At 43.3% G+C, this 20,090-nt stretch carries 19 protein-coding genes; 10 read left to right on the top strand and 9 right to left on the bottom strand.

Annotated features, from left to right (window positions below):
• Positions 1 to 29: 29 nt before the first annotated feature.
• A complete protein-coding gene (locus tag NXV01_RS11720; RefSeq protein WP_259022506.1) occupies positions 30 to 1,259 on the bottom strand; it encodes an SEC-C metal-binding domain-containing protein in 1,230 nt (409 codons plus the stop codon).
• A 168-nt stretch (positions 1,260 to 1,427) separates the two neighbouring features.
• Here NXV01_RS11720 and bla point away from each other — a divergent pair, with 168 nt between their 5' ends.
• The 3 genes from bla to NXV01_RS11705 all read left to right on the top strand — a co-directional run bounded on the left by bla (position 1,428) and on the right by NXV01_RS11705 (position 4,358).
• Entirely contained in the window at positions 1,428 to 2,309 is an 882-nt protein-coding gene (gene bla / locus NXV01_RS11715) for a class A beta-lactamase, subclass A2 (protein ID WP_259022505.1), read from the top strand.
• A gap of 71 nt (positions 2,310 to 2,380) precedes the next feature.
• Positions 2,381 to 3,811, top strand: coding sequence for a GNAT family N-acetyltransferase (locus NXV01_RS11710; protein WP_259022504.1), 1,431 nt, complete (start codon positions 2,381 to 2,383; stop codon positions 3,809 to 3,811).
• Positions 3,812 to 3,833: 22 nt separating this feature from the next.
• Positions 3,834 to 4,358 carry a hypothetical protein gene (locus tag NXV01_RS11705; RefSeq protein WP_148364486.1) on the top strand — a complete coding sequence of 175 codons (525 nt, stop codon included), beginning with the start codon at positions 3,834 to 3,836 and terminating at the stop codon, positions 4,356 to 4,358.
• 31 nt (positions 4,359 to 4,389) lie between these two features.
• Here the strand turns inward: NXV01_RS11705 and NXV01_RS11700 are convergent, their stop codons facing one another.
• On the bottom strand, positions 4,390 to 5,064 hold the full coding sequence (locus NXV01_RS11700; RefSeq protein ID WP_148364485.1) for a MarC family protein: 675 nt from the start codon (positions 5,062 to 5,064) through the stop codon (positions 4,390 to 4,392).
• 158 nt (positions 5,065 to 5,222) lie between these two features.
• Between NXV01_RS11700 and NXV01_RS11695 the strand changes: the two genes are divergently transcribed.
• A complete protein-coding gene (locus tag NXV01_RS11695; RefSeq protein ID WP_004304821.1) occupies positions 5,223 to 6,203 on the top strand; it encodes a linear amide C-N hydrolase in 981 nt (326 codons plus the stop codon).
• A 115-nt stretch (positions 6,204 to 6,318) separates the two neighbouring features.
• Here NXV01_RS11695 and NXV01_RS11690 read toward each other — a convergent pair whose 3' ends face one another.
• Together NXV01_RS11690 and NXV01_RS11685 are read right to left on the bottom strand one after the other, a co-directional pair.
• On the bottom strand, positions 6,319 to 6,783 hold the full coding sequence (locus NXV01_RS11690; protein ID WP_004301986.1) for a MaoC family dehydratase: 465 nt from the start codon (positions 6,781 to 6,783) through the stop codon (positions 6,319 to 6,321).
• 120 nt (positions 6,784 to 6,903) lie between these two features.
• Positions 6,904 to 7,431, bottom strand: a complete 528-nt coding sequence (locus NXV01_RS11685) for a GDSL-type esterase/lipase family protein (RefSeq protein WP_148364483.1) — start codon at positions 7,429 to 7,431, stop codon at positions 6,904 to 6,906.
• A gap of 75 nt (positions 7,432 to 7,506) precedes the next feature.
• On the opposite strand from NXV01_RS11685, the gene NXV01_RS11680 reads away from it, so the two are divergent.
• On the top strand, positions 7,507 to 9,210 hold the full coding sequence (locus tag NXV01_RS11680) for an RluA family pseudouridine synthase (RefSeq protein WP_259022503.1): 1,704 nt from the start codon (positions 7,507 to 7,509) through the stop codon (positions 9,208 to 9,210).
• On the opposite strand, the gene NXV01_RS11675 is transcribed toward NXV01_RS11680, so the two are convergent.
• The 3 genes from NXV01_RS11675 to NXV01_RS11665 form a co-directional block, all read right to left on the bottom strand.
• Entirely contained in the window at positions 9,207 to 10,568 is a 1,362-nt protein-coding gene (locus tag NXV01_RS11675) for an MATE family efflux transporter (RefSeq protein WP_148364481.1), read from the bottom strand. The two genes, NXV01_RS11680 and NXV01_RS11675, sit on opposite strands and share 4 nt — an antisense overlap.
• Positions 10,569 to 10,690: 122 nt before the next feature.
• Positions 10,691 to 10,897, bottom strand: a complete 207-nt coding sequence (locus tag NXV01_RS11670; protein WP_148364480.1) for a hypothetical protein — start codon at positions 10,895 to 10,897, stop codon at positions 10,691 to 10,693.
• A 78-nt stretch (positions 10,898 to 10,975) separates the two neighbouring features.
• The gene (locus NXV01_RS11665) at positions 10,976 to 12,481 is read right to left on the bottom strand and encodes a TrkH family potassium uptake protein (protein WP_259022502.1); all 1,506 of its coding nucleotides are present in this window, start codon (positions 12,479 to 12,481) and stop codon (positions 10,976 to 10,978) included.
• A gap of 249 nt (positions 12,482 to 12,730) precedes the next feature.
• Between NXV01_RS11665 and NXV01_RS11660 the strand changes: the two genes are divergently transcribed.
• The 4 genes from NXV01_RS11660 to NXV01_RS11645 all read left to right on the top strand — a co-directional run bounded on the left by NXV01_RS11660 (position 12,731) and on the right by NXV01_RS11645 (position 17,273).
• The gene (locus NXV01_RS11660; protein WP_074557894.1) at positions 12,731 to 13,030 is read left to right on the top strand and encodes a nitrous oxide-stimulated promoter family protein; all 300 of its coding nucleotides are present in this window, start codon (positions 12,731 to 12,733) and stop codon (positions 13,028 to 13,030) included.
• 19 nt (positions 13,031 to 13,049) lie between these two features.
• Positions 13,050 to 13,775 carry an SDR family NAD(P)-dependent oxidoreductase gene (locus tag NXV01_RS11655; RefSeq protein ID WP_074557892.1) on the top strand — a complete coding sequence of 242 codons (726 nt, stop codon included), beginning with the start codon at positions 13,050 to 13,052 and terminating at the stop codon, positions 13,773 to 13,775.
• 20 nt (positions 13,776 to 13,795) lie between these two features.
• Entirely contained in the window at positions 13,796 to 14,062 is a 267-nt protein-coding gene (locus NXV01_RS11650; protein ID WP_217723144.1) for a zinc ribbon domain-containing protein, read from the top strand.
• 460 nt (positions 14,063 to 14,522) lie between these two features.
• Positions 14,523 to 17,273 (top strand): response regulator, encoded by a 2,751-nt coding sequence (locus NXV01_RS11645; protein WP_259022501.1) that lies wholly within the window; start codon positions 14,523 to 14,525, stop codon positions 17,271 to 17,273.
• A gap of 41 nt (positions 17,274 to 17,314) precedes the next feature.
• Here NXV01_RS11645 and NXV01_RS11640 read toward each other — a convergent pair whose 3' ends face one another.
• Together NXV01_RS11640 and NXV01_RS11635 are read right to left on the bottom strand one after the other, a co-directional pair.
• Positions 17,315 to 17,578 (bottom strand): GNAT family N-acetyltransferase, encoded by a 264-nt coding sequence (locus NXV01_RS11640; protein ID WP_148364476.1) that lies wholly within the window; start codon positions 17,576 to 17,578, stop codon positions 17,315 to 17,317.
• Positions 17,579 to 17,659: 81 nt separating this feature from the next.
• Positions 17,660 to 18,973 (bottom strand): TIGR01777 family oxidoreductase, encoded by a 1,314-nt coding sequence (locus NXV01_RS11635; protein ID WP_259022500.1) that lies wholly within the window; start codon positions 18,971 to 18,973, stop codon positions 17,660 to 17,662.
• 130 nt (positions 18,974 to 19,103) lie between these two features.
• Between NXV01_RS11635 and NXV01_RS11630 the strand changes: the two genes are divergently transcribed.
• On the top strand, positions 19,104 to 20,084 hold the full coding sequence (locus tag NXV01_RS11630) for a lytic transglycosylase domain-containing protein (RefSeq protein ID WP_195649200.1): 981 nt from the start codon (positions 19,104 to 19,106) through the stop codon (positions 20,082 to 20,084).
• The last annotated feature ends 6 nt before the right edge of the window (positions 20,085 to 20,090 follow it).

Here is a 20,090-nt window from a genome sequence, read left to right as displayed (position 1 = left end):
GTTACATATTTGTCCTAATTTTCTTCCTCTTAATTATTTCTTCCACAACACTTTTTATACTTCTTCCCACTTCCACAGGGACAAGGATCATTTCTTCCGACTGTGTGACCAGTAGGTACAGTACGAAACATATTGTCCACCATCGCCTGCATTTCAGGAGTAACTTCCATACCGGCAGCCTTCATATTCGGACCTGCGACAATACGGGGAGGATTATTTTTCAATTTTTCTTTTTCAAATAAAACGAATGCCTCCTCTGAAGAATAACCTTTCAATAACCAACGGGGAGAATGATTCAAATAATCCATAAATATTTCAATGGCCTCTTGCAGTTCTTGCATGGAAGAAAGCTGACGGTTAATCATAGAATTGATAATAGACATTGGATTCTCTACAGTTTGGGCAATATACCACAGATATGACAAACTGCTATCCGCCTTTTCTTCCGTATACCGCAGTTTCTTCATCATATATTCCTTCAATTCATCCAAACACGGATTGGGAATGATGCTCAATGGCATCGTTCCCGCTGAAAAGGCTTCCTCTTTAGAGAACTTCTTCCTGTCCGGTATATCACGGCGCAGATACAATTGTTCCTCCAAAGACTCAAAATCATCCAAAAAAGGAGACTCTATGTAAAGGTCTGTATTATAACCATCTTCCACTTCAAAAGTTAGTCGCTGTATCAATGCCGAATTAGCCAAACTGTCAGCTATTTCTTCTCTTATCGCTGAATGCTGCAAATAGCCCACCAGTATATACAATAAGTCCGAATAAGAGAGAAAACCATATAAATTTACGATTCCACAGGCATACTGTTCTATCATAAAACGAACAGATTGCTTTTTGGAAGTCAACAATTTACTAAGATAAGGAGCTACTGCCTCACGCAACTCATCACAGATCATATAACGGACTTTACTCTCATCCATGTGATTACAGTCCGTTGCTATGAAAGAAAGAGTTTCCAGAGTAGTCTCTAAAAATGAATTCTTACATTCTACATAACTACCGGATCCCGCTTTCACCAACTTATCAAGTAACACCAGTTCATAATGCGTCAACCGGGAAAGCCACATTTCAGGACAGGTTAAAACAGCTTCTGCAAAATAAGTTACATACTCATCTTTACGCAACTTGGTAGGAACAGGCAAAAGCAAGATCTTCGCCATCCGCTTTAATTCCTCTTTTGTGCTCATCTTTAAGCCATCCACCAATTTCAACGACGGCTGAAACAATTCCGACTGACATTTTAACATAACATCTATTCACTTATTGATTAATTCACAAAAGTAGGAATTTCTTATCCGACATCACTATTTTTGAATGAGAATTTGCAAAGGCAATTACTATTTATACCTTTGTGACTTCAATAGAGAATATGATTTCAATAGAGAATTAGTAACCCGTTAAAAGAGAAATTGATTATGCGTTCATTCATCCTATTTCTTTGTTTAGTCCCCACCCTCCTGTTTGCCCGACAAACTCAACTGGAGACACAGTTGAAAGAAGCCATCAAGGGAAAGAAAGCCGAAATAGGAATAGCCGTCATCATTGATGGGAAAGATACGATAACTGTCAATAATGATATTCACTATCCACTGATGAGCGTATTCAAGTTTCATCAGGCATTAGCATTGGCAGATTATATGGGAAAACAGAAGCGATCGCTGGAAACCCGGTTACCCATTAAAAAATCGGATTTAAAGCCGGATACTTACAGTCCGCTACGGGATAAATATCCGCAGGGAGGAATTGAAATGAGTATTGCCGACCTGCTAAAATATACACTTCAACAGAGCGACAACAATGCCTGCGATATTCTTTTTGATTATCAAGGAGGTCCGGATGCCGTAAACAAGTATATCCATTCACTAGGAATCCGGGAATGTGTCATTATCGGAACGGAAACTGCCATGCACGAAGACTTGAACCTATGTTATGAAAACTGGACTACTCCGTTAGCAGCAGCCGAATTAGTGGAGATATTCCGTAAGAAACCATTGTTTCCCAAAGTGTACAAAGACTTCATATTTCAAACAATGGTGGAATGTCAAACCGGACAAGACCGTCTGGTCGCTCCGTTGCTCGACAAAAAAGTAACCGTAGGCCATAAAACCGGAACGGGAGATCTTAATGCGAAAGGACAACAAATCGGCTGTAATGACATCGGTTTCGTTCTTTTGCCCGGTGGACGTAGTTACAGCATAGCTGTCTTCGTGAAGGATTCTGAAGAAAACAATCAGGTGAACAGTAAAATTATCGCAGATATTTCCCGTATCGTTTACGAATATGTAATGCAGCATTAAAATGGAGACAAAGTACGTTCGGTACGAATGAAGATTGAAACAAAGTAATAGAAATTAGAAAAATCATTTATATGAAACTACATCATATCGCTATCTGGACTTTTCGTCTGGAAGAATTAAAAGAGTTCTATGTCCGCTTCTTCGGAGGAAAAAGCAACGAAAAATATATCAATCCCAAGAAAGGATTCGAGTCCTATTTTATCTCCTTTGGAGAGGGAACAGACTTGGAACTGATGAGTCGTACAGATGTACAGAACACTCCCATTGAAGAAAACAGGGTTGGACTGACACATTTCGCTTTCACCTTCCCCAGCCGGGAAGAAGTATTACGCTTCACCGAACAAATGCGTTCGGAAGGATATACCATCGCCGGCGAACCGCGTACTTCGGGAGACGGATACTTTGAAAGTGTAGTCCTCGATCCTGATGGAAACCGGATCGAATGTGTATACCGGAAAACAGCAATCGAACCGGAAACTAAAGTTGGAGAGGAGACTGAAATTGAGCCGAAAACTGAAATTGAAAGTATTCCCCCCGTAACGCTCCATACAGAACGTTTATTTCTCCGCCCCTTCGAAGAGAGAGATGCAGAAGCGTTTTTCGCTTGTTGCCAGAACCCGAATCTGGGGAACAACGCCGGATGGCCGCCTCACCGTACATTGGATGAATCCCGCCAGATCCTTCATTCCACATTTATCAATCAGGAGGGTATATGGGCGGTGATGCTAAAAGACACGAAACAACTGATCGGTTCCGTTGGTATTATTCCCGACCCCAAACGGGAAAATCCACAAGTGAGAATGTTGGGTTACTGGCTCGGCGAGACTTATTGGGGCAAAGGATATATGACCGAAGCAGTGCAAGCCGTCCTCAACTATGGCTTTGAAGAATTGCGGCTTAGCCTCATCACAGCTACTTGTTACCCGCACAATAAACGTTCGCAGAAAGTACTGAAAAAGAACGGTTTCATCTACGAAGGTACACTTCATCAGGCAGAACTGACTTACAACGGAAACATCTACGACCACCAGTGTTACTATCTGCCCGGCATCTCCCAACCTACCCCGGAAGATTATGATGAAATCCTCGATGTATGGGAAATGTCCGTTCGCCACACACATGATTTCCTGACGGAAGAACATATCCAGTTTTATAAACCACTGGTGCGGGATCATTATTTACCTGCCGTTGAACTTTTCGTGATCCGGAATGTCAACGGAAAGATTGCCGCCTTTATGGGACTGAGCGATGAACTGATTGAAATGTTGTTCGTATACCCCGACGAACAAGGAAAAGGATATGGCAAACGATTAATAGAATACGCAAAAGATAAAAAATATATGGATAAAGTAGATGTAAACGAGCAGAATGAAAAGGCACTCCAATTCTATCTCCATTTAGGATTCCAAGTCATCGGCAGAGATGAAACGGACAGCATGGGCAAACCTTTCCCCATTCTTCATTTACAACTGCCGGAAACTGATTCCGATAATAGAGATTAATTCCCCAAAACACGAAAGTTACATGAACCTACGTGCAAGATTATCCGAACGAGTACACATTGAAGACATCAGAGAGGTACTCCACTTTATACAGGATGATGAACGGCTTAGAGAAGAAATCTACCAACTGATATTCGACGAAGATGCTATCGTCTCCTATCAGGCATTGTGGGTATGTACTCATTTCTCAAAGGCAGATGTAGAATGGTTAAGCGGGAAACAAGACGTATTGATTGACGCTGCCATGACCTGCCCACACTCTGGAAAACGGAGAATGATTCTGAACCTGATATGCCAGCAACCTGCCGCCGATCCGCCACGAGTGGATTTCCTCGATTTCTGCATGGAACGTATGATCTCCCGTGAGGAACCACCGGGCGTACAGTCGCTCTGTATGAAACTGGCTTATCAACTGACACGCTCCATACCGGAACTGCAACAGGAACTACGCACCATGTTGGAAATCATGGAACCCGACTTATTGGTCCCCGCTATCCGCGCCGTGCGAAGAAACACGCTGAAAGCCATACAAGCAAAGAAAAGCTGATTGTTTTCATCGCCTTTTTTTCATCGTTTGATCAGAGTATATCCAGATGGAAGATCTGGGATATACCCGTCACCGAAATCTGAATACCGATGCAGAAAGTGAAAAAAGCAACAAGCTTATTAATGATTTGATTTCCCACCGGTCCCAACCTCTGAATAAACCTCTGTCCCTGTGAAAGGAAAACGTAAAAGATGGCTGCCATACAAATAATAACAAGTGCAATGACCAAATAATTAATTCCGGTTTGCAGCAACTTGCCTTTAACACTTGCAGACGCCATCAAAGTAAAGATAACCGATATACTGCCCGGCCCGATACTGATAGGAAACGTGATGGGATAAAATATCTTCTGCTCGATGTTTTTCCATCTGAAACCGTCTACATTCTTGCTGGCTTCTTCTTTATCAGACGAACCCGAATCCCCCAACAGCTCCATTGCCGTCTTGCAAATCAGTATTCCACCTCCCAACTGAATAACAGGAATAGCCAGACCGAAAATCAACAGAAACAAATGCCCTATCACCAATGTCCCTACACCGATCATTATAAAATTGAGTGTCAGTTTCTGAATAGCTGCTTTCCGTTGTTGAGGATCGAGGTCTGTAAAGAATCCATTAACGACAAAACCATTCCCCAAAGGATTTATCACCGGAAACAGTGCCATAAACGATGACGAAAATATGATTAGAAGATTGCTTAATGACATAATACCTGTTTTTTGATACTTTATTAATATCTGATATGTATCTAAAACATAAATGGAACGTTATTGTTTTGAGAATATGCTTTTGCGAAAGGAATCCGCATCGGTTGAATTCCTCGTGAAAGCAGCTTATAATAAACCTTTAACTAGAAATTAAAATTATGTGTACAAGAGTCGTTTATTCGGGAAAAAATGGAATGGTGGCAACCGGCCGGTCTATGGATTGGAAAACAGAAATGCACAGTAATCTTTGGGTATTTCCCAAAGGTATGGAAAGAAATGGAGAAACGGGAGCCAACTCCCTGAAATGGACTTCCAAGTATGGCAGTGTGGTAACTTCAGCTTTCGAGATTGCCAGTACGGACGGAATGAATGAGAAAGGGCTGGTTGCCAATCTGCTGTGGCTGCCCGAAACGGAGTATCCGGTCAGAGATCAAACTAAACCGGGACTTGCCATTACCGCATGGGTACAATATATGCTGGATAACTTCGCCAACGTAGAAGAGGCCGTCGCTTTCATCGATGAGAATACTTTCCAAGTGGTATCGGACATGATGCCGGATGGTTCCCGCCTGGCAACCTTGCATTTATCAATTTCCGATGCAACAAGTGATTGTGCGATATTTGAATATACGGGCGGAAAGCTGACTGTCTACCACAGCAAGGAGTACAAAGTGATGACCAACTCCCCTACCTACAACAAACAACTGGCACTAAACGAATACTGGAAATCAATAGGAGGATTGAGCTTCCTGCCCGGAACCAACCGACCGTCCGACCGTTTTGCAAGAGCCAGTTTTTATATCAATGCCCTGCCCCCAACAGATGATGTGAGGATAGCCGTGGCAAGTGTATTCAGCGTTATCCGTAATACTTCTGTTCCTTATGGCATATCCACTCCCGAATTTCCGGAAATTTCCACCACACAATGGAGAACGGTATCGGATAGTAAGAATCTGCTCTACTTCTTCGAATCGAGTCTGACACCTAATACATTCTGGGTAAACCTGCGGGAAACAGACTTGTCGGAAGGAGCTCCGGTACTCAAATTGTCTATCGCCAACGGTGAAACTTATCATGGAAATGCAACGAAAGAGTTTCAACCGGCACAGCCGTTCAGATTTATGGGAGTAAAAGGATAAAATTATCCCCGGAAACGATCCGTCTGAAGCACACCCAAAAAGTTTTTGTATCTAACTCTTGAGACGTATTTCGATCATTTCCGGGGATAAAATCTGTTTCTTTAACAGCTTGCCATTAATTGAAATAATAAAGGAATACAGCAATTCCTTCCAGCGCCTTCTTCGGTTGGTCTTTTATTTCGATAGCAAACTTAATTTCTGCTTTTGCCACACCACGCAGATTGGTCAGTGAGTGCAAAGTAGTCACCAGACGCACGCTCTGTCCTGACAATACAGCCTGACCGAATTTCATCTTATCCATACCGTAGTTAATCATCATCTTCAGGTTATTTACCTGGATAATCTGATTCCACAGATAAGGAAGCATAGACAATGTCAGGTAGCCATGAGCAATCGTGCTATGATAAGGGCTGTCTACTTTCGCACGTTCCGTATCTACATGAATCCATTGATGATCCAGCGTTGCATCAGCAAAAAGATTAATACGTTCCTGCGAGAGTTCCACATAATCGGAAACACCTATCTGTTGGCCTACTAGTTTTTCAAATTCTTCATACGAATTGATAATTACTTTTTCCATAAGTCTTATCGTTTTTATGGGGGTTATTTACTATTAAATTGGGGACAAAAATAGGAAAAATAAACTGATATGCCACCAAATTTATAAATAAAAGCAAGGAATGAAGTATTTAGGTATGTTTTACAAACCGGAAGCCCGTTTCAGTGCTTCTGACAAAATACTGTAACCCTTGCCATTCAAATGTAAATCGTCGAGAGTCAACTCCGGATTCAGCCTGCCATCCAGCAACAAACGGTCGAAAACATCGAGATAGACAATGTCCGTCCCCTGCAATTTCTCGTATATCTTCCGGTTAAGGACACGAATGAATTGATTCACAGCCGTACTGTAATCATCGTAATCATTACGTGGGAAAATACAGAAAAGATATGTTTTCAGTGAAGGGATGGCAAGAACCGCTTTTACATAACGTTCCACATAATCGTCCATATTTTCATCATTCAACTGATAAATATCATTAGTTCCGAATTGAATGACGACTTGGCAATCGGAAGTGTCTACGGTAAAAGACTCCACATAAACCAGTCCTTCACCGGGAGCACCATAGTTCAGACATTCCCATGAAGGAAAGTAGACATCCAATGCCCAAAATGCCATGTGACTGTTGCCAAGAAAGGCAAATTTAGGTTTTTCTCCCATTCTATTCATGTTACTTCATTCGATAATTCACGGATTTACTTTACTTTTGCAAAGGTAATCACATTCATTCATATATATAAACCGATGATACATTTTTTCAAGCAACCCATTTCTCACCTTACGTTACCGGATAAATTCACTTATCCTTTCCACTATACGCCTCATCCATTGTGCGTGTTGGCAGCGGAAGAAGTGAAAGAATATATCGCGAGCCGAGAAGAATGGAAAGAAGAGTTAGCTTTCGGAAAAATGTTCGGGGTGTTGATTGTACAAAAAGAGAATAAGCAAGAGACTACAAAAAAAGAAGCGGTCAATGAAATTGGTTATCTCGCTGCTTTCTCCGGCAATCTGGCAGGGAAGAATCTGCATCCTTATTTTGTCCCTCCTGTCTACGACTTATTGCAACCGGAAGGATTCTTCAAAATGGAAGAAGAACAAATATCTTCCATCAATATCCGTATTCGTGAATTAGAAAACAGTCGTTCTTATCTCGATTCAAAAGAAAAGTGGAAGACGGAAACGGAACAGGCTAAAGCTATATTAAATCAGGCTAAAGCAGCACTCAAAGCAGCAAAGGAGGCGAGAGAGATTCGCCGCCAATCATCCTCCGCCCTTTCCGAAGAGGAACAAGCCTCCCTGATCCGGGAAAGCCAATACCAGAAAGCGGAATACAAACGACTGGAAAAAGAATGGAAGAAACGATTGGAAGAACTCGAAACGGAAACGAGACACTTCGAGACTGAAATAGAACAACTGAAAACCGAACGGAAAGAACGTTCGGCAGCCTTGCAAAGAAAGTTGTTCGAGCAGTTCCGGATGCTGAATGCCAGAGGAGAAGTGAAAGACCTATACACTATCTTCGAACAGACAGTTCAGAAAGTTCCTCCTGCCGGTGCGGGTGAATGTGCTTTGCCTAAATTGTTGCAATATGCGTATCTTCATCAATTAAAGCCATTGGCTATGGCCGAATTTTGGTGGGGAGACTCTCCTAAAAACGAAATCCGGCATCACGGATATTATTATCCTTCCTGCAAAGGAAAGTGTGAACCTATTTTGCTGCACATGTTGCAAGGACTGGAAGTAGACGAGAATCCGCTGCTAAACTCCATCCATGAGGATGAAGAACTGGAAATCGTATATGAAGATGAATGGCTAGTAGTAGTCAATAAACCGGCAGGAATGTTATCCGTTCCGGGAAAGGCGGAGGACAGAGATTCAGTCTATCATCGCCTGAAAAAGAAGTATCCCGATGCCACCGGACCTATGATTGTACATCGCCTCGATATGGCAACTTCCGGATTATTGCTCGTAGCGAAAACGAAAGAGGTACATCAACATTTACAAGCACAATTTGCTGACAGAAGTATCAAGAAACGCTATACCGCTGTATTGGATGGGGTAACAGCAAGAACAGAGAAGACAGTATCAACGGAAAAGACAACACTACCATTTGGAAGAGCAGGAAGAATCAACCTTCCTCTCTGTTTGAATCCCCTCGACCGCCCCCGGCAAATCGTCAGTAGAGAACATGGGAAAGAAGCGATTACAGAATACCGGATCATCAGTGAATCCGAAAAATATACCCGGATTACTTTCTATCCGTTGACCGGACGAACACACCAATTACGGGTACACGCCGCCCATCCGGAGGGATTGGGTTGCCCCATTCTTGGGGATGAACTTTATGGAAAGAAAGCGGACAGGTTATACCTCCACGCCGAATATATAGAATTCCGTCATCCCATCAGCGGAAAGATTCTATGCATACAGAAAGAGGCCGACTTCTAAGCTGCAACCGTGCTTGTGAACACCTGCTTTTTCAACCTGCGATAAACGTAGATAAATGCCGGCACGAGGAACAAGTCTGCCGCTATCCAAGCCATCGGATCACCGTAGCAGACAGCAACAAAGCCGAATGCAGGCACAGCGTAAATGCTGACAAGAATACGCGCAATCATCTCCGCCACTCCCGAAAACATGGCAAGATTGGTATATCCCACTCCCTGAATCGTGTAGCGCAGGATGCACAACAATCCAAGCATCGGGAAGAACATACAGGAGATATGCAGGAATAGCTCGGTATCCAACAGAATTTCCGTTTCTGACGGATCTACAAAGATCAACGCGAAATATCTGGCTCCCACCATCAGAAGAACGAACGTAAATGCCGCATAAACGATCATCATCAAAGCACTCGCCTTGATTCCCAACCAGATACGTTCCGGTTTCCCCGCCCCATAATTCTGTCCGCTATATGTAGCCATCGCAATTCCCAGACTTTCGAACGTACAGATAAAGAACATTTTGATTCGCATGGCAGATGTAAAAGCAGCCACACACGCCGTTCCCAACGCATTATTCGCACTCTGAAGCATGATACTGCCGATAGCCGTGATAGAGAACTGTAATCCCATAGGCACACCGATGTAAAGCAATGTCTTTGCCAGTTTCGCCTGAAACCGGCGTTCTTTCGGACTACCCTGCAATATTTCAAACTTCCGGTACATATAAATATAACAAAGGACAGCCGACAGCCCCTGCGAAAAGACAGTAGCAATGGCAGCTCCCGCCACTCCCCAGCCGAGTACCAGAATACAGAACAAGTCAAGAATGATATTCAGAACAGCAGCGAACAGCAAAAACCAGAAAGGCGTCTTACTGTCTCCCAACGCACGGATGATGCTTGAAAGAAGATTATAGAAGAAAGTGAAAGGAACACCGATAAACGTTACAAGCAAATAAGCATAAGCTCCTTCGAAAATATTCTCCGGTGTGCGCATGATTCGGAGTATGTCCGCACAAAAGAGACTGGTAACAAGAGCAATGACCACAGACATCCCTGCTGCCAACTTCAAACTGACGGAAACGTAACTGCGCATCGTACTGTAATCTCGTGCACCAAACTTCTGCGCAACGGGAATCCCGAAACCTCCGCAACATCCATTACAGAATCCGAGAATCAGGAAAACAACCGATGTACTGGCTCCCACAGAAGCTAACGCGTTAATTCCCAAAAACTTTCCTACAATTGCAGCATCAACAAGCGAATACGTTTGTTGTAAGAGATTGCCGAGTAAAAGCGGCAATGTGAACTTTAAAATGAGAGGTAATGCCGGCCCTGCCGTCATTTCTTTAGAAGTTGCCATACGTCTATGTTCCAAAATTGGGCGCAAAGATACGGAAAATTCAAGGAATTAGTTCTCGATTTGCGTTCCTCTTTTAGTTGACATAAATCAATAAATGAGTATGAGAGTATGAATACCCCGGTCTATCGTTTCACCAACCGTTTAGGTGAACCATGCCACGAGCATCCCAAGCAGAAGACTTCTGTCAAATCGAACCCCTCCACCGAATCTTCCGGATATTTGGGAACCACTTCACCATCTTCGAGCACATAAACCAGCAGCCTTTCACCTTGTCCATTCTTCACATACATAGCTGCAATCTTGCATTGCGGACACAATAACTTTTTCATGCCGCAAAGATACAGATTGTTTCCGTCAACAACAAGCTCTTTCTAAGAAGTTTAAGAAGCCCGCTCATGATTTACAGTTTATCTATTCTTCCAGAATCCCGGATAAAACAACAGGAGTACGCTAAACAGCTCCAGACGTCCCACCAGCATCAGAAAAGAGAGTATCCACTTTGCCGGATCAGGTAAAGAATTCCATGAAAATGCAGGTCCGCAAGTTCCCAATCCCGGACCGACATTGCCTATACTCGAAATAACCGTACTGACGGACTCGGTAAAACCAACTCCCAAAAACAAGAGAACCGTCCACCCAATCAGGATCAGGACCAAATAAAAAGCAAAGAAAATCAGTACGGTAGTTACGATAGAAGAAGACACCGTCTGCTTATTGATACGAACGGGAAGCACGGCATTCGGATGGAGCAGATGCTTGAACTCATTCCGGATGGCACGTGCCACAATCAGCAACCGCATATTCTTGATACCTCCACTGGTAGACCCCGTACATCCTCCCGAAAGCATCGCAATAAACAATAACAACCACGTGAAAGGAGGCCACATATTATAATCGTCCGTAGCAAAACCGCAGGAAGTATGCACCGTAGACACTTGGAACAATGCTTTCCGGAAAGCCTGCTCCCAGTCGTAATGATTTTGAAAGACAAGTGCCAATGTGATAAGGAAAGTCAAAATACCCACCGACGCCAGGAACCAGTGCAACTCTTCATCTTTGAACAAACGACTGACTTTTCCTTTCAAACACATCAGAAACAAAGAGAAGTTGATACTGGAAACAATCATAAAGATAGCCACCACATATTCTATATACGGAGAATTCCAGTAAGAAATACTGTTCTGCTTCGTAGAATATCCTCCCGTAGCAGTAGTGGCAAACGACTGGCAAATGGCATCAAACAAGCTCATGCCCCCAAACATCAATAAGACAGTTTCCGAAATAGTCAGTACCAGATAAATGGTCCATAACCACTTGGCCATAACATTGATTTTCGGATGGGTACGATCGTGTGTCACTCCCGTAGATTCAGCAGAGAAGAGTTGCACTCCTCCGGTGGTAAAGATAGGAAGAATGGCAATCGTAAAAAATACAATCCCCAAACCACCGATCCATTGCGTCAGGCTTCGCCAGAAAAGCATACCGTGGGAAAGGGATTCAATATCATCGAGAATGGTGGCTCCTGTGGTGGTAAACCCGGACATGGTTTCGAAAAAGGCATTGGTTATCGTATCAATGCTTCCGCTGAAATAAAAAGGAAGCATGCCGAAAGAGGTAAAAAACACCCATGAAAGAGTGACTACACAATATCCGTCTCTCCGGCTCATCTTATTCTCCGCTCCCCGTCCGTAGAGCAGTAACAATCCGCCTACCACAGCATTGATGACACAGGTATAAAGAAAGTATTTATAATCACTTTCCCCGTAACCGGCCGACACTCCGGCACAAAGTAAAAACATCCCCAATTCGATGAATAGCAACATACCCAGCACACGCCCTATCATCTTCCGGTTGATCATGCTATTATTCTTACTCCGAATATACAGACTGTTATCTGAAATGTACTCTTCCATAACTCATGAATTATCTTGTATGCTCCCCTCATAGCCAAGAGTATGCCAAAATGAAAAGGATGCTGATAATTCACTTATAATCAATGCAATATTTTTTTCATTATGAAAAAGTAATCTCTAAATACCCTACCAAAATGAAAGGGTGATTTTCAAAATAGAAAAAAGAAGAAGGTGTATTTTAACAGAATACGCCTGTATTTCTGCATAATCTTCGCTATCTTTGTCACTTCAAAGTGTAAAAAGAAAGAGATGACAGCATCACACATTGAACGTGAAAAGAAAACAGTAGAATTGATGATCCGCCTCTATTGCCGGAAAAAAGAAAAAAATACAGTTCTTTGTGCCGACTGTGAAGAGTTGCTTCGCTATGCCCATGCCCGTCTCGACCATTGTCCGTTTGGAGAGAAAAAGGGTGCGTGCAAGGAATGCACCGTACATTGCTACAAGCCTGCCATGCGCGAACGAATGCGGCAAGTGATGCGTTTCTCCGGACCGAGGATGTTGCTTTATGCACCCTGGCAGGCCATACGACATTTATTGAACCTATAACTTACTAAAAAAATCAGTAATGAAAAAAGCCATTATCATTGGCGCTACCTCCGGCATCGGACAAGAAGTTGCAAAATGTCTGTTACTGGATGGATGGCAAATCGGAGTAGCCGGCAGACGGCAATCCGCTCTCGAAAACCTGCAACGGGCAGCACCGGATCAGATTCAGATTCAAGCGTTGGACGTAACACAGGAAGATGCAGGCGAGAAATTGAATATGCTCATCGACAAGGTGGGCGGCATGGATTTGTTTCTTCTTAGTTCGGGCATCGGTTTCCAAAATACGGAGCTAAATATGGAGGTGGAACTGAACACGGCATACACCAATGTTGAGGGATTTATCCGCATGGTAGATACCGCTTTCATCTATTTCAGGAAAAACGGAGGCGGCCACCTGGCAGTCATCAGCTCCATCGCGGGAACGAAAGGGCTTGGGGTGGCTCCTGCCTACTCTGCCACCAAACGTTTCCAGAACACTTACATAGATGCTCTCGAACAACTTTCATATTTACAAAAACTAAATATCCGTTTTACCGATATCCGTCCCGGATTTGTTGCCACCGATTTGCTGAATGACGGAAAACATTATCCGATGTTGATGGACGCAGCCAAAGTGGGACGCCACATTGCCTGGTCACTGGAGCGGAAACAACGGATAGTGGTGATCGACTGGCGCTACCGGATACTGGTCTTTTTCTGGAAAATGATTCCCCGCTGGATGTGGAAACGATTGCCTGTAACATAAACTTATAATCTAACTAAAAAATGGAACAAAAATTTTGTCAAAGTTGCGGTATGCCGATAGACGACTCAACTTTTGGAAAAGAAGCAAATGGTAGCAAGAACGAAGATTATTGCCACTATTGCTATGCGGACGGACATTTCACGAAAGAGTGCACCATGGACGAGATGATCGAACATAATCTAAATTTTCTTAACGAGTTCAATAAAGATTCGAAAGTAAAATACACGGTGGAGGAAGCACGGAAAGCGATGAAAGAGTACTTTCCACAGTTGAAGAGGTGGAAATAAAATGTAATAAATATAAACTTTCAGAGATACATTTATCTCTGAAAGTTTATATAAAACCATGTACAACCATTCTCTCCCCCGCTATAAACAAATTCTTTCAAATTCTATATTTCATGTACGTATCAACGTGCGTACTATCTGCATACAAGCCTAAATTCTAAAATTATCCACAAAAAAATATCATTCATAAAAAACACTAAGCGGCAGATTCCCTTTCTTTTTTCCACAATTATACCGTAATCCAAGAGATATGTTAGTAAACAGGAAATATATCTATAAAATTGGGCACAAAAGCAATCGTTCATAACTTCAGCTTTTCCGTTCATTAATTCCTTTTTTCTTATTATTTTTATTACATTTGTATATAGAAGCATGCTACAGTGGTTAAGAAACGATGTACATACACTCTACAACCCAATTACCCATTTGATTCGACAGACAAAAATAAATAACAATAAAAATGAATGAAAAGGAGATTCTTCCCAGTGAAAACAGCCAGACAATCTTTGAACAAGGAATAACTGAATTGATGCACGAACAAATTCTGTTTGCGGAAGGTATATATGCCCATATACCGATAAGCATAGAAATGTATGATACAGACGGAATTTTACGTTTCATCAATGATCACGCATTGAAAATGTACGGAGTCAGCGACCGGAGTGCAGTCGTAGGTGTCGTCAACCTGTTTTCCAGCCCTTACATGGATGACCAGCTCAAAGCCAGAATACAAAGCGGTGAGGAAAACATGACGCTGGAATTTGAATATGATTTCAACCGCATCAATGAAGACGAGTATTTTGCTACTTACAACAAAAATAGCATGATCTTCGAAGTCCAGTTAGTTCCTTTACGGAATAAAGCGGGAGACATCATCGGACATATGCTGCTCTCCAATGACAAGACAGCGGTCAGAGAAACAGAATTCCGGACAGAAGAAAACAAGAAAAATCTGGAAATGGCAATGGAAGCCGCCAATATGTCTTCCTGGGTATACGATGTCCGCAAAAAAACATTCAACTCATTGTATGGAACATCCATTGTCAAAAAAGGAATGACTCTGGAGGAAGTATTAAATATATTGCATCCGCAAGACCGTGACCAGTTGAGAGTCGTGTTCTCACAGCTAATAAATAAGAAGATCGAAAACGGACAAATCACATTACGCGCCTACAATGAGGCCGAAAAACAATATCGCCACTATGAGAGCAGAATGCGCCTGTCCTCCGAACATATGGGAAAGTTATTGATTATCGGAACGCAATTGGACATTACCGAGAAACTGGAAATGGTAAAGAAAACGCAGGAACTGATAGCCAAACGCGAACTTGCCATGCAGGTGAGCAATATCGTTCACTGGGATTTCGATGTACGTACCTGTAAGTTCGAATCTTACCACGATCCTATCAATAATTATGCAAGCGACAAACTTCTCACCATTACAGAGTATCTGGAAGTCATACACCCCGACGACCGGTCTGTTGTCTACGACGCTATGCAATCCATGCTTTCGGGAAAAGAAGTGACCATCAATTTCACCTGTCGCATGCAAACTAAATATGATAATTCATGGCAATATTGCAATATTCTGGGCGTACCGTTCGAGAAAGACGAATACGGCAATAACATACGTTTCACGGGATTCCGGCAAAATATATCCAAACTTCACCAACTGGACGAGGAAGTAAAGGAACGAAATTACAAAATGGAACTTACTTTCAAGACTATCGGAATGTCTTACTGGGATTTCGATGTCATGACCAGACAGTTCAAAGCATTCAATGACCCGGTAAACGATTATCATCCGGAAAGAGCCATCACCCCGAACGATTACATGGAAGTGGCTCACCCGGAGGACTTGGACTGTATCGGCAAATACATCGAGCATATGCTCCAACGGACAGATAAAGAGTTCAGTTTCCAGTACCGCTCCAAAAGTAAATGGGATGTAGAGTGGCAAACTCTGATAGTAACCGGTATTCCGGTTGAAAGAGACAAGAAAGGAAACGTCACCCGCTACACCGGCATAAAGTTCAACAACACGAAGTGGGAAAAGATGGCACAGGAACTGAAAGAGCTGAAAGAGAAGGCAGAACTTTCCGACCGGCTCAAATCAGCATTCCTTGCCAACATGAGCCATGAAATACGTACACCCCTGAATGCCATTGTCGGCTTCTCCGGCTTAATGGTGCATTGCGATAATCCGGAAGAAAAAGAAGAATACATGAATATCATCGAATCCAACAATGAATTATTGTTGCGGCTCATTAATGATATTCTCGACCTTTCCAAAATTGAATCAGGCATCCTCGAACGTAAGAGAGAGAAATTCAATCTGTCCAAGACCTGCAATGAACTATACATGATGATTCAACAGAAAATCACCAATCCTGACGTAAAGGTCTTCGTAGATAATCCTTATGCGGACTGCTGGATATTTCTGGATGCCAACCGTCTTAAACAGGTATGGATGAATTTCCTCACCAATGCGGTGAAGTGCACTCAAGAGGGATTCATCAAAATGGGATATAGCATAGAAAACGAAGGAATCCGTTTCTACGTGCAGGACTCGGGTGTCGGTATTCCGATAGAAGTGCAGGACAGGGTGTTCGGACGTTTTCAGAAGCTTAACGAATTTGCGCAAGGCACAGGACTCGGCCTGGCCATTTCCAGAGCAATCATAGAAGGTGCAGGAGGAAAGATCGGGTTCACTTCCAAGCCCGGTATCGGTTCCACTTTTTGGGCATGGGTTCCTTGTACTACAGATACACAGGGGACTGACATGGCCCAGGAAAACAAAAAAATATCCGGACCGTCGGTTTCCGTTCCGCCACTTCCTTCATTGAGCGATATCAATAAGAAGGTTTTCAAAGTACTGATTGCCGAAGACAATGACAGCAACTTTTCTTTAGTGCAGCACATTCTCTTCAAGTATAATCTTACACGAGTAAAAAATGGAGTGGAAGCTCTTGAGAAGATACGTAACGAACAGTATGACATCATCCTCATGGATATGAAGATGCCGATCATGGGAGGACTCGAAGCGGTACGGAAAATCAGGGAATTCAATACCAAAATTCCGATTATCGCCTTGACAGCTTACGCATTCGATTCTGACAGAGCGAGTGCCATGGAGGCAGGTTGTAATGCATTCCTCACAAAACCATTAAACAAAAGCCAGCTATTAGAACTTTTTTCTACCAAATATTAGTAAAGCACAAACAATTCTGATAACGTCATCCGGACAACGGTTTATACCAGTTCCGGATGGCGTTCTAACCATTTCACCGCATACGAGCAGGTTGCTTTCGGTTTCATCCCGTTGGCCAATGCGTAGCCGTAAGCAGCTTTCACCAGTGCAGCAGCTATTCCGCGGCCTTCTACCGGACGGGGTACAATTGTATGGATAATATCAAGAGAATCACCTATCAGGCGATATTCTACAAAGGCGGTGCGACCGTCTACTTCTGTCTTGAACAATTTTTGTTCGGGCTGATGAATAATTTCGTAATCCATAATTTCTGTTACTTTAAAGTTGGCTTATTGTTCGTTGAGTACTCTTGCAAAATAATCTTGGGTTATTAGCAGGGATTGGGATTAGAGTTGGTCAATCCACTTCAACTGACTCGTATCATATCCACGGCGTTCGGCAACGGTGACGAGTTTCTTCTTGATTGCTTCCGGCAGTTGAGGTGTACGGCTTAGTATCCAGAGATATTTATCGGTACTACTACCTACCAAAGCATAGTTATAATTCTCTTCATCCAGCTCCAAGACGTAATAGTCAGAATAGAAGCTAAGGAAGAAAGACACTTTCAGTTTACCCGGCTGTGCGGGATCGGGTATCTTGGCGTGTCCGTTGGCAGTCTTGCAGATGTCGTAAGGAGAATTACGTTTGCATCCCCGGTTCTCTACACGAATCATGCCGTCGGGACGAAGCGTGTAAGTAGCCGTGACGTCTACAAGTCCATGTTCAAAACGGTTCTCGTAACGGGCTATTTCATACCAGAGTCCCATATACCGATGCAGGTCGAGAGAGGTAACCGTACTGTGATCCGTACCTCTGAAAAGACGTTCGACATTGGAAATGGAGAAATGAAATCCCGCTTCCGTCAGACGCGTAGGGCGGACTCTCTGACCGGCAGTCAGGAAAGAGGCAGCTTCACCATATAAGATTCGGAAAACTTTTTGAGGAACCACAATCGTTGTCCATGCCTGATAAGCCTTTCCCATCGCATGGGTAAAAGCATTTTGCGAGATCTGTTGCGGGGCAACCAAGTTGTATACACCACGTGTTTCTTCGTGAGTGATAAAGAATTCCATTGCACGACAAAGGTCGTGTATCGATATCCATGGAAAAGCTTGCGTACCGGGACCGATGGCGGTGGCTATCTTTGTGGCCTGTAAAGGACGAAGTATCTGCTGCATCGCTCCCCCATCCGGAGAAAGCACTACGCCGAAGCGTGTAATAACGAGCCTGGTAGGTTCGGGACAGTGTTTCGCTTCCTTTTCCCACGCATAGCAAAGATCGGACAGAAAGCCTTCTCCACGGGTACGGGTATATTCGTCTACCTCCGCTTCCGAAGGATAATAGCCTACGGCGGAAGCCGAAATCATCAGTTTCGGTTTCGTCTTGACTGCGTTCAAAGCGCGGATAATACGATTGGTTACGACAATACGACTATTGAAAAGCTCCTGTTTATATTCCGGTGTCCAACGCTTATTGATAGGTGCACCTGCCAGATTGATGACAACATCGCAATGGGTCAATGTCTGAATCAAATAACCGGACATACCTTCGCGAAACATCGACCTTCCCAGAGGAATGATCCGGTGTCCGCCCTTTTCTGTGAGATAATTAGAAAGATGTTTACCGATATATCCGGTAGCTCCGGTCATTGCTATATTCATCTTGATTCATTGTTTATTTAACTCTATTAGAAAAACGTATAAAATGCAAGAAAAGTTCTTTGAAAAAGGCAAAATGAGGTTATCTTTGCAAGGTAGACTTAAACATTGAAGCATCCAAAAAGGTTATAAAATGAAAAGACGAATGAAAATCAACTATATTCTTACACTTATATTAGTATTTTGCATCGGTGCTTCCATCCCTGTATTGACAGGCAGCAGCCAAGTGAACGAACAACATTCCGCTAAATCGGAAGTGCCGTATTGCGTTACTCCGCCTACCGTTCCCACACAAGTCACCTTCGACGGGGAAACGATTGATCTCCGGCGCTACGACCGCCGCGAACGGATGGACCGCGAGATGATGGCCTTCACCTATATGCATTCCACCACCATGCTATTGATAAAGCGTGCCAACCGTTACTTCCCCATCGTGGAACCGATACTGAAAGCAAACGGCATTCCCGATGACTTCAAATACCTGATGGTCATCGAAAGCAACCTGAACAACATTGCACGCTCTCCGGCAGGAGCAGCGGGTCTGTGGCAATTTATGCCTGCCACCGGACGGGAATTCGGGCTGGAAGTGAACGATAACGTAGACGAGCGTTACCATATTGAAAAAGCAACCGTTGCCGCCTGCAAATACTTCAAACAAGCGTATGCCAAATATGGCGACTGGATGGCTGTCTCCGCTGCCTATAACGCCGGACAGGGACGTATCTCCTCCCAACTCGAAAAGCAGTTGGCAAATCATGCCATGGACTTATGGCTGGTAGAGGAAACTTCCCGCTATATGTTTCGCCTGCTGGCAGCCAAAGAGATATTCAATAACCCGCAACGTTACGGATTCCTCTTGAAACGGGAACATCTCTATCCGCCTATTCCTTATAAAGAGGTAACCGTCAACACTTCTATCGACGATCTGAACGACTACGCAAAGTCACAGGGAATCACCTATGCCCAACTCCGTGATGCCAATCCCTGGCTGCGCGACACTTCATTGAAAAACAAGACCGGAAAGACATACATTCTCTATATTCCTACACAAGAGGGAATGTATTACAACCCGCAAAAAACCGTTGCCTATAATAAACAGTGGGTCATCGACTAAAAAGGC

The organism is Bacteroides sp. BFG-606, assembly GCF_024788145.1.
GTDB classification, from domain to species: Bacteria; Bacteroidota; Bacteroidia; order Bacteroidales; family Bacteroidaceae; genus Bacteroides; species Bacteroides vicugnae.
Note: the sequence above shows the minus strand (reverse complement) of the source record. Positions and strands in the feature narration are given on the sequence as shown.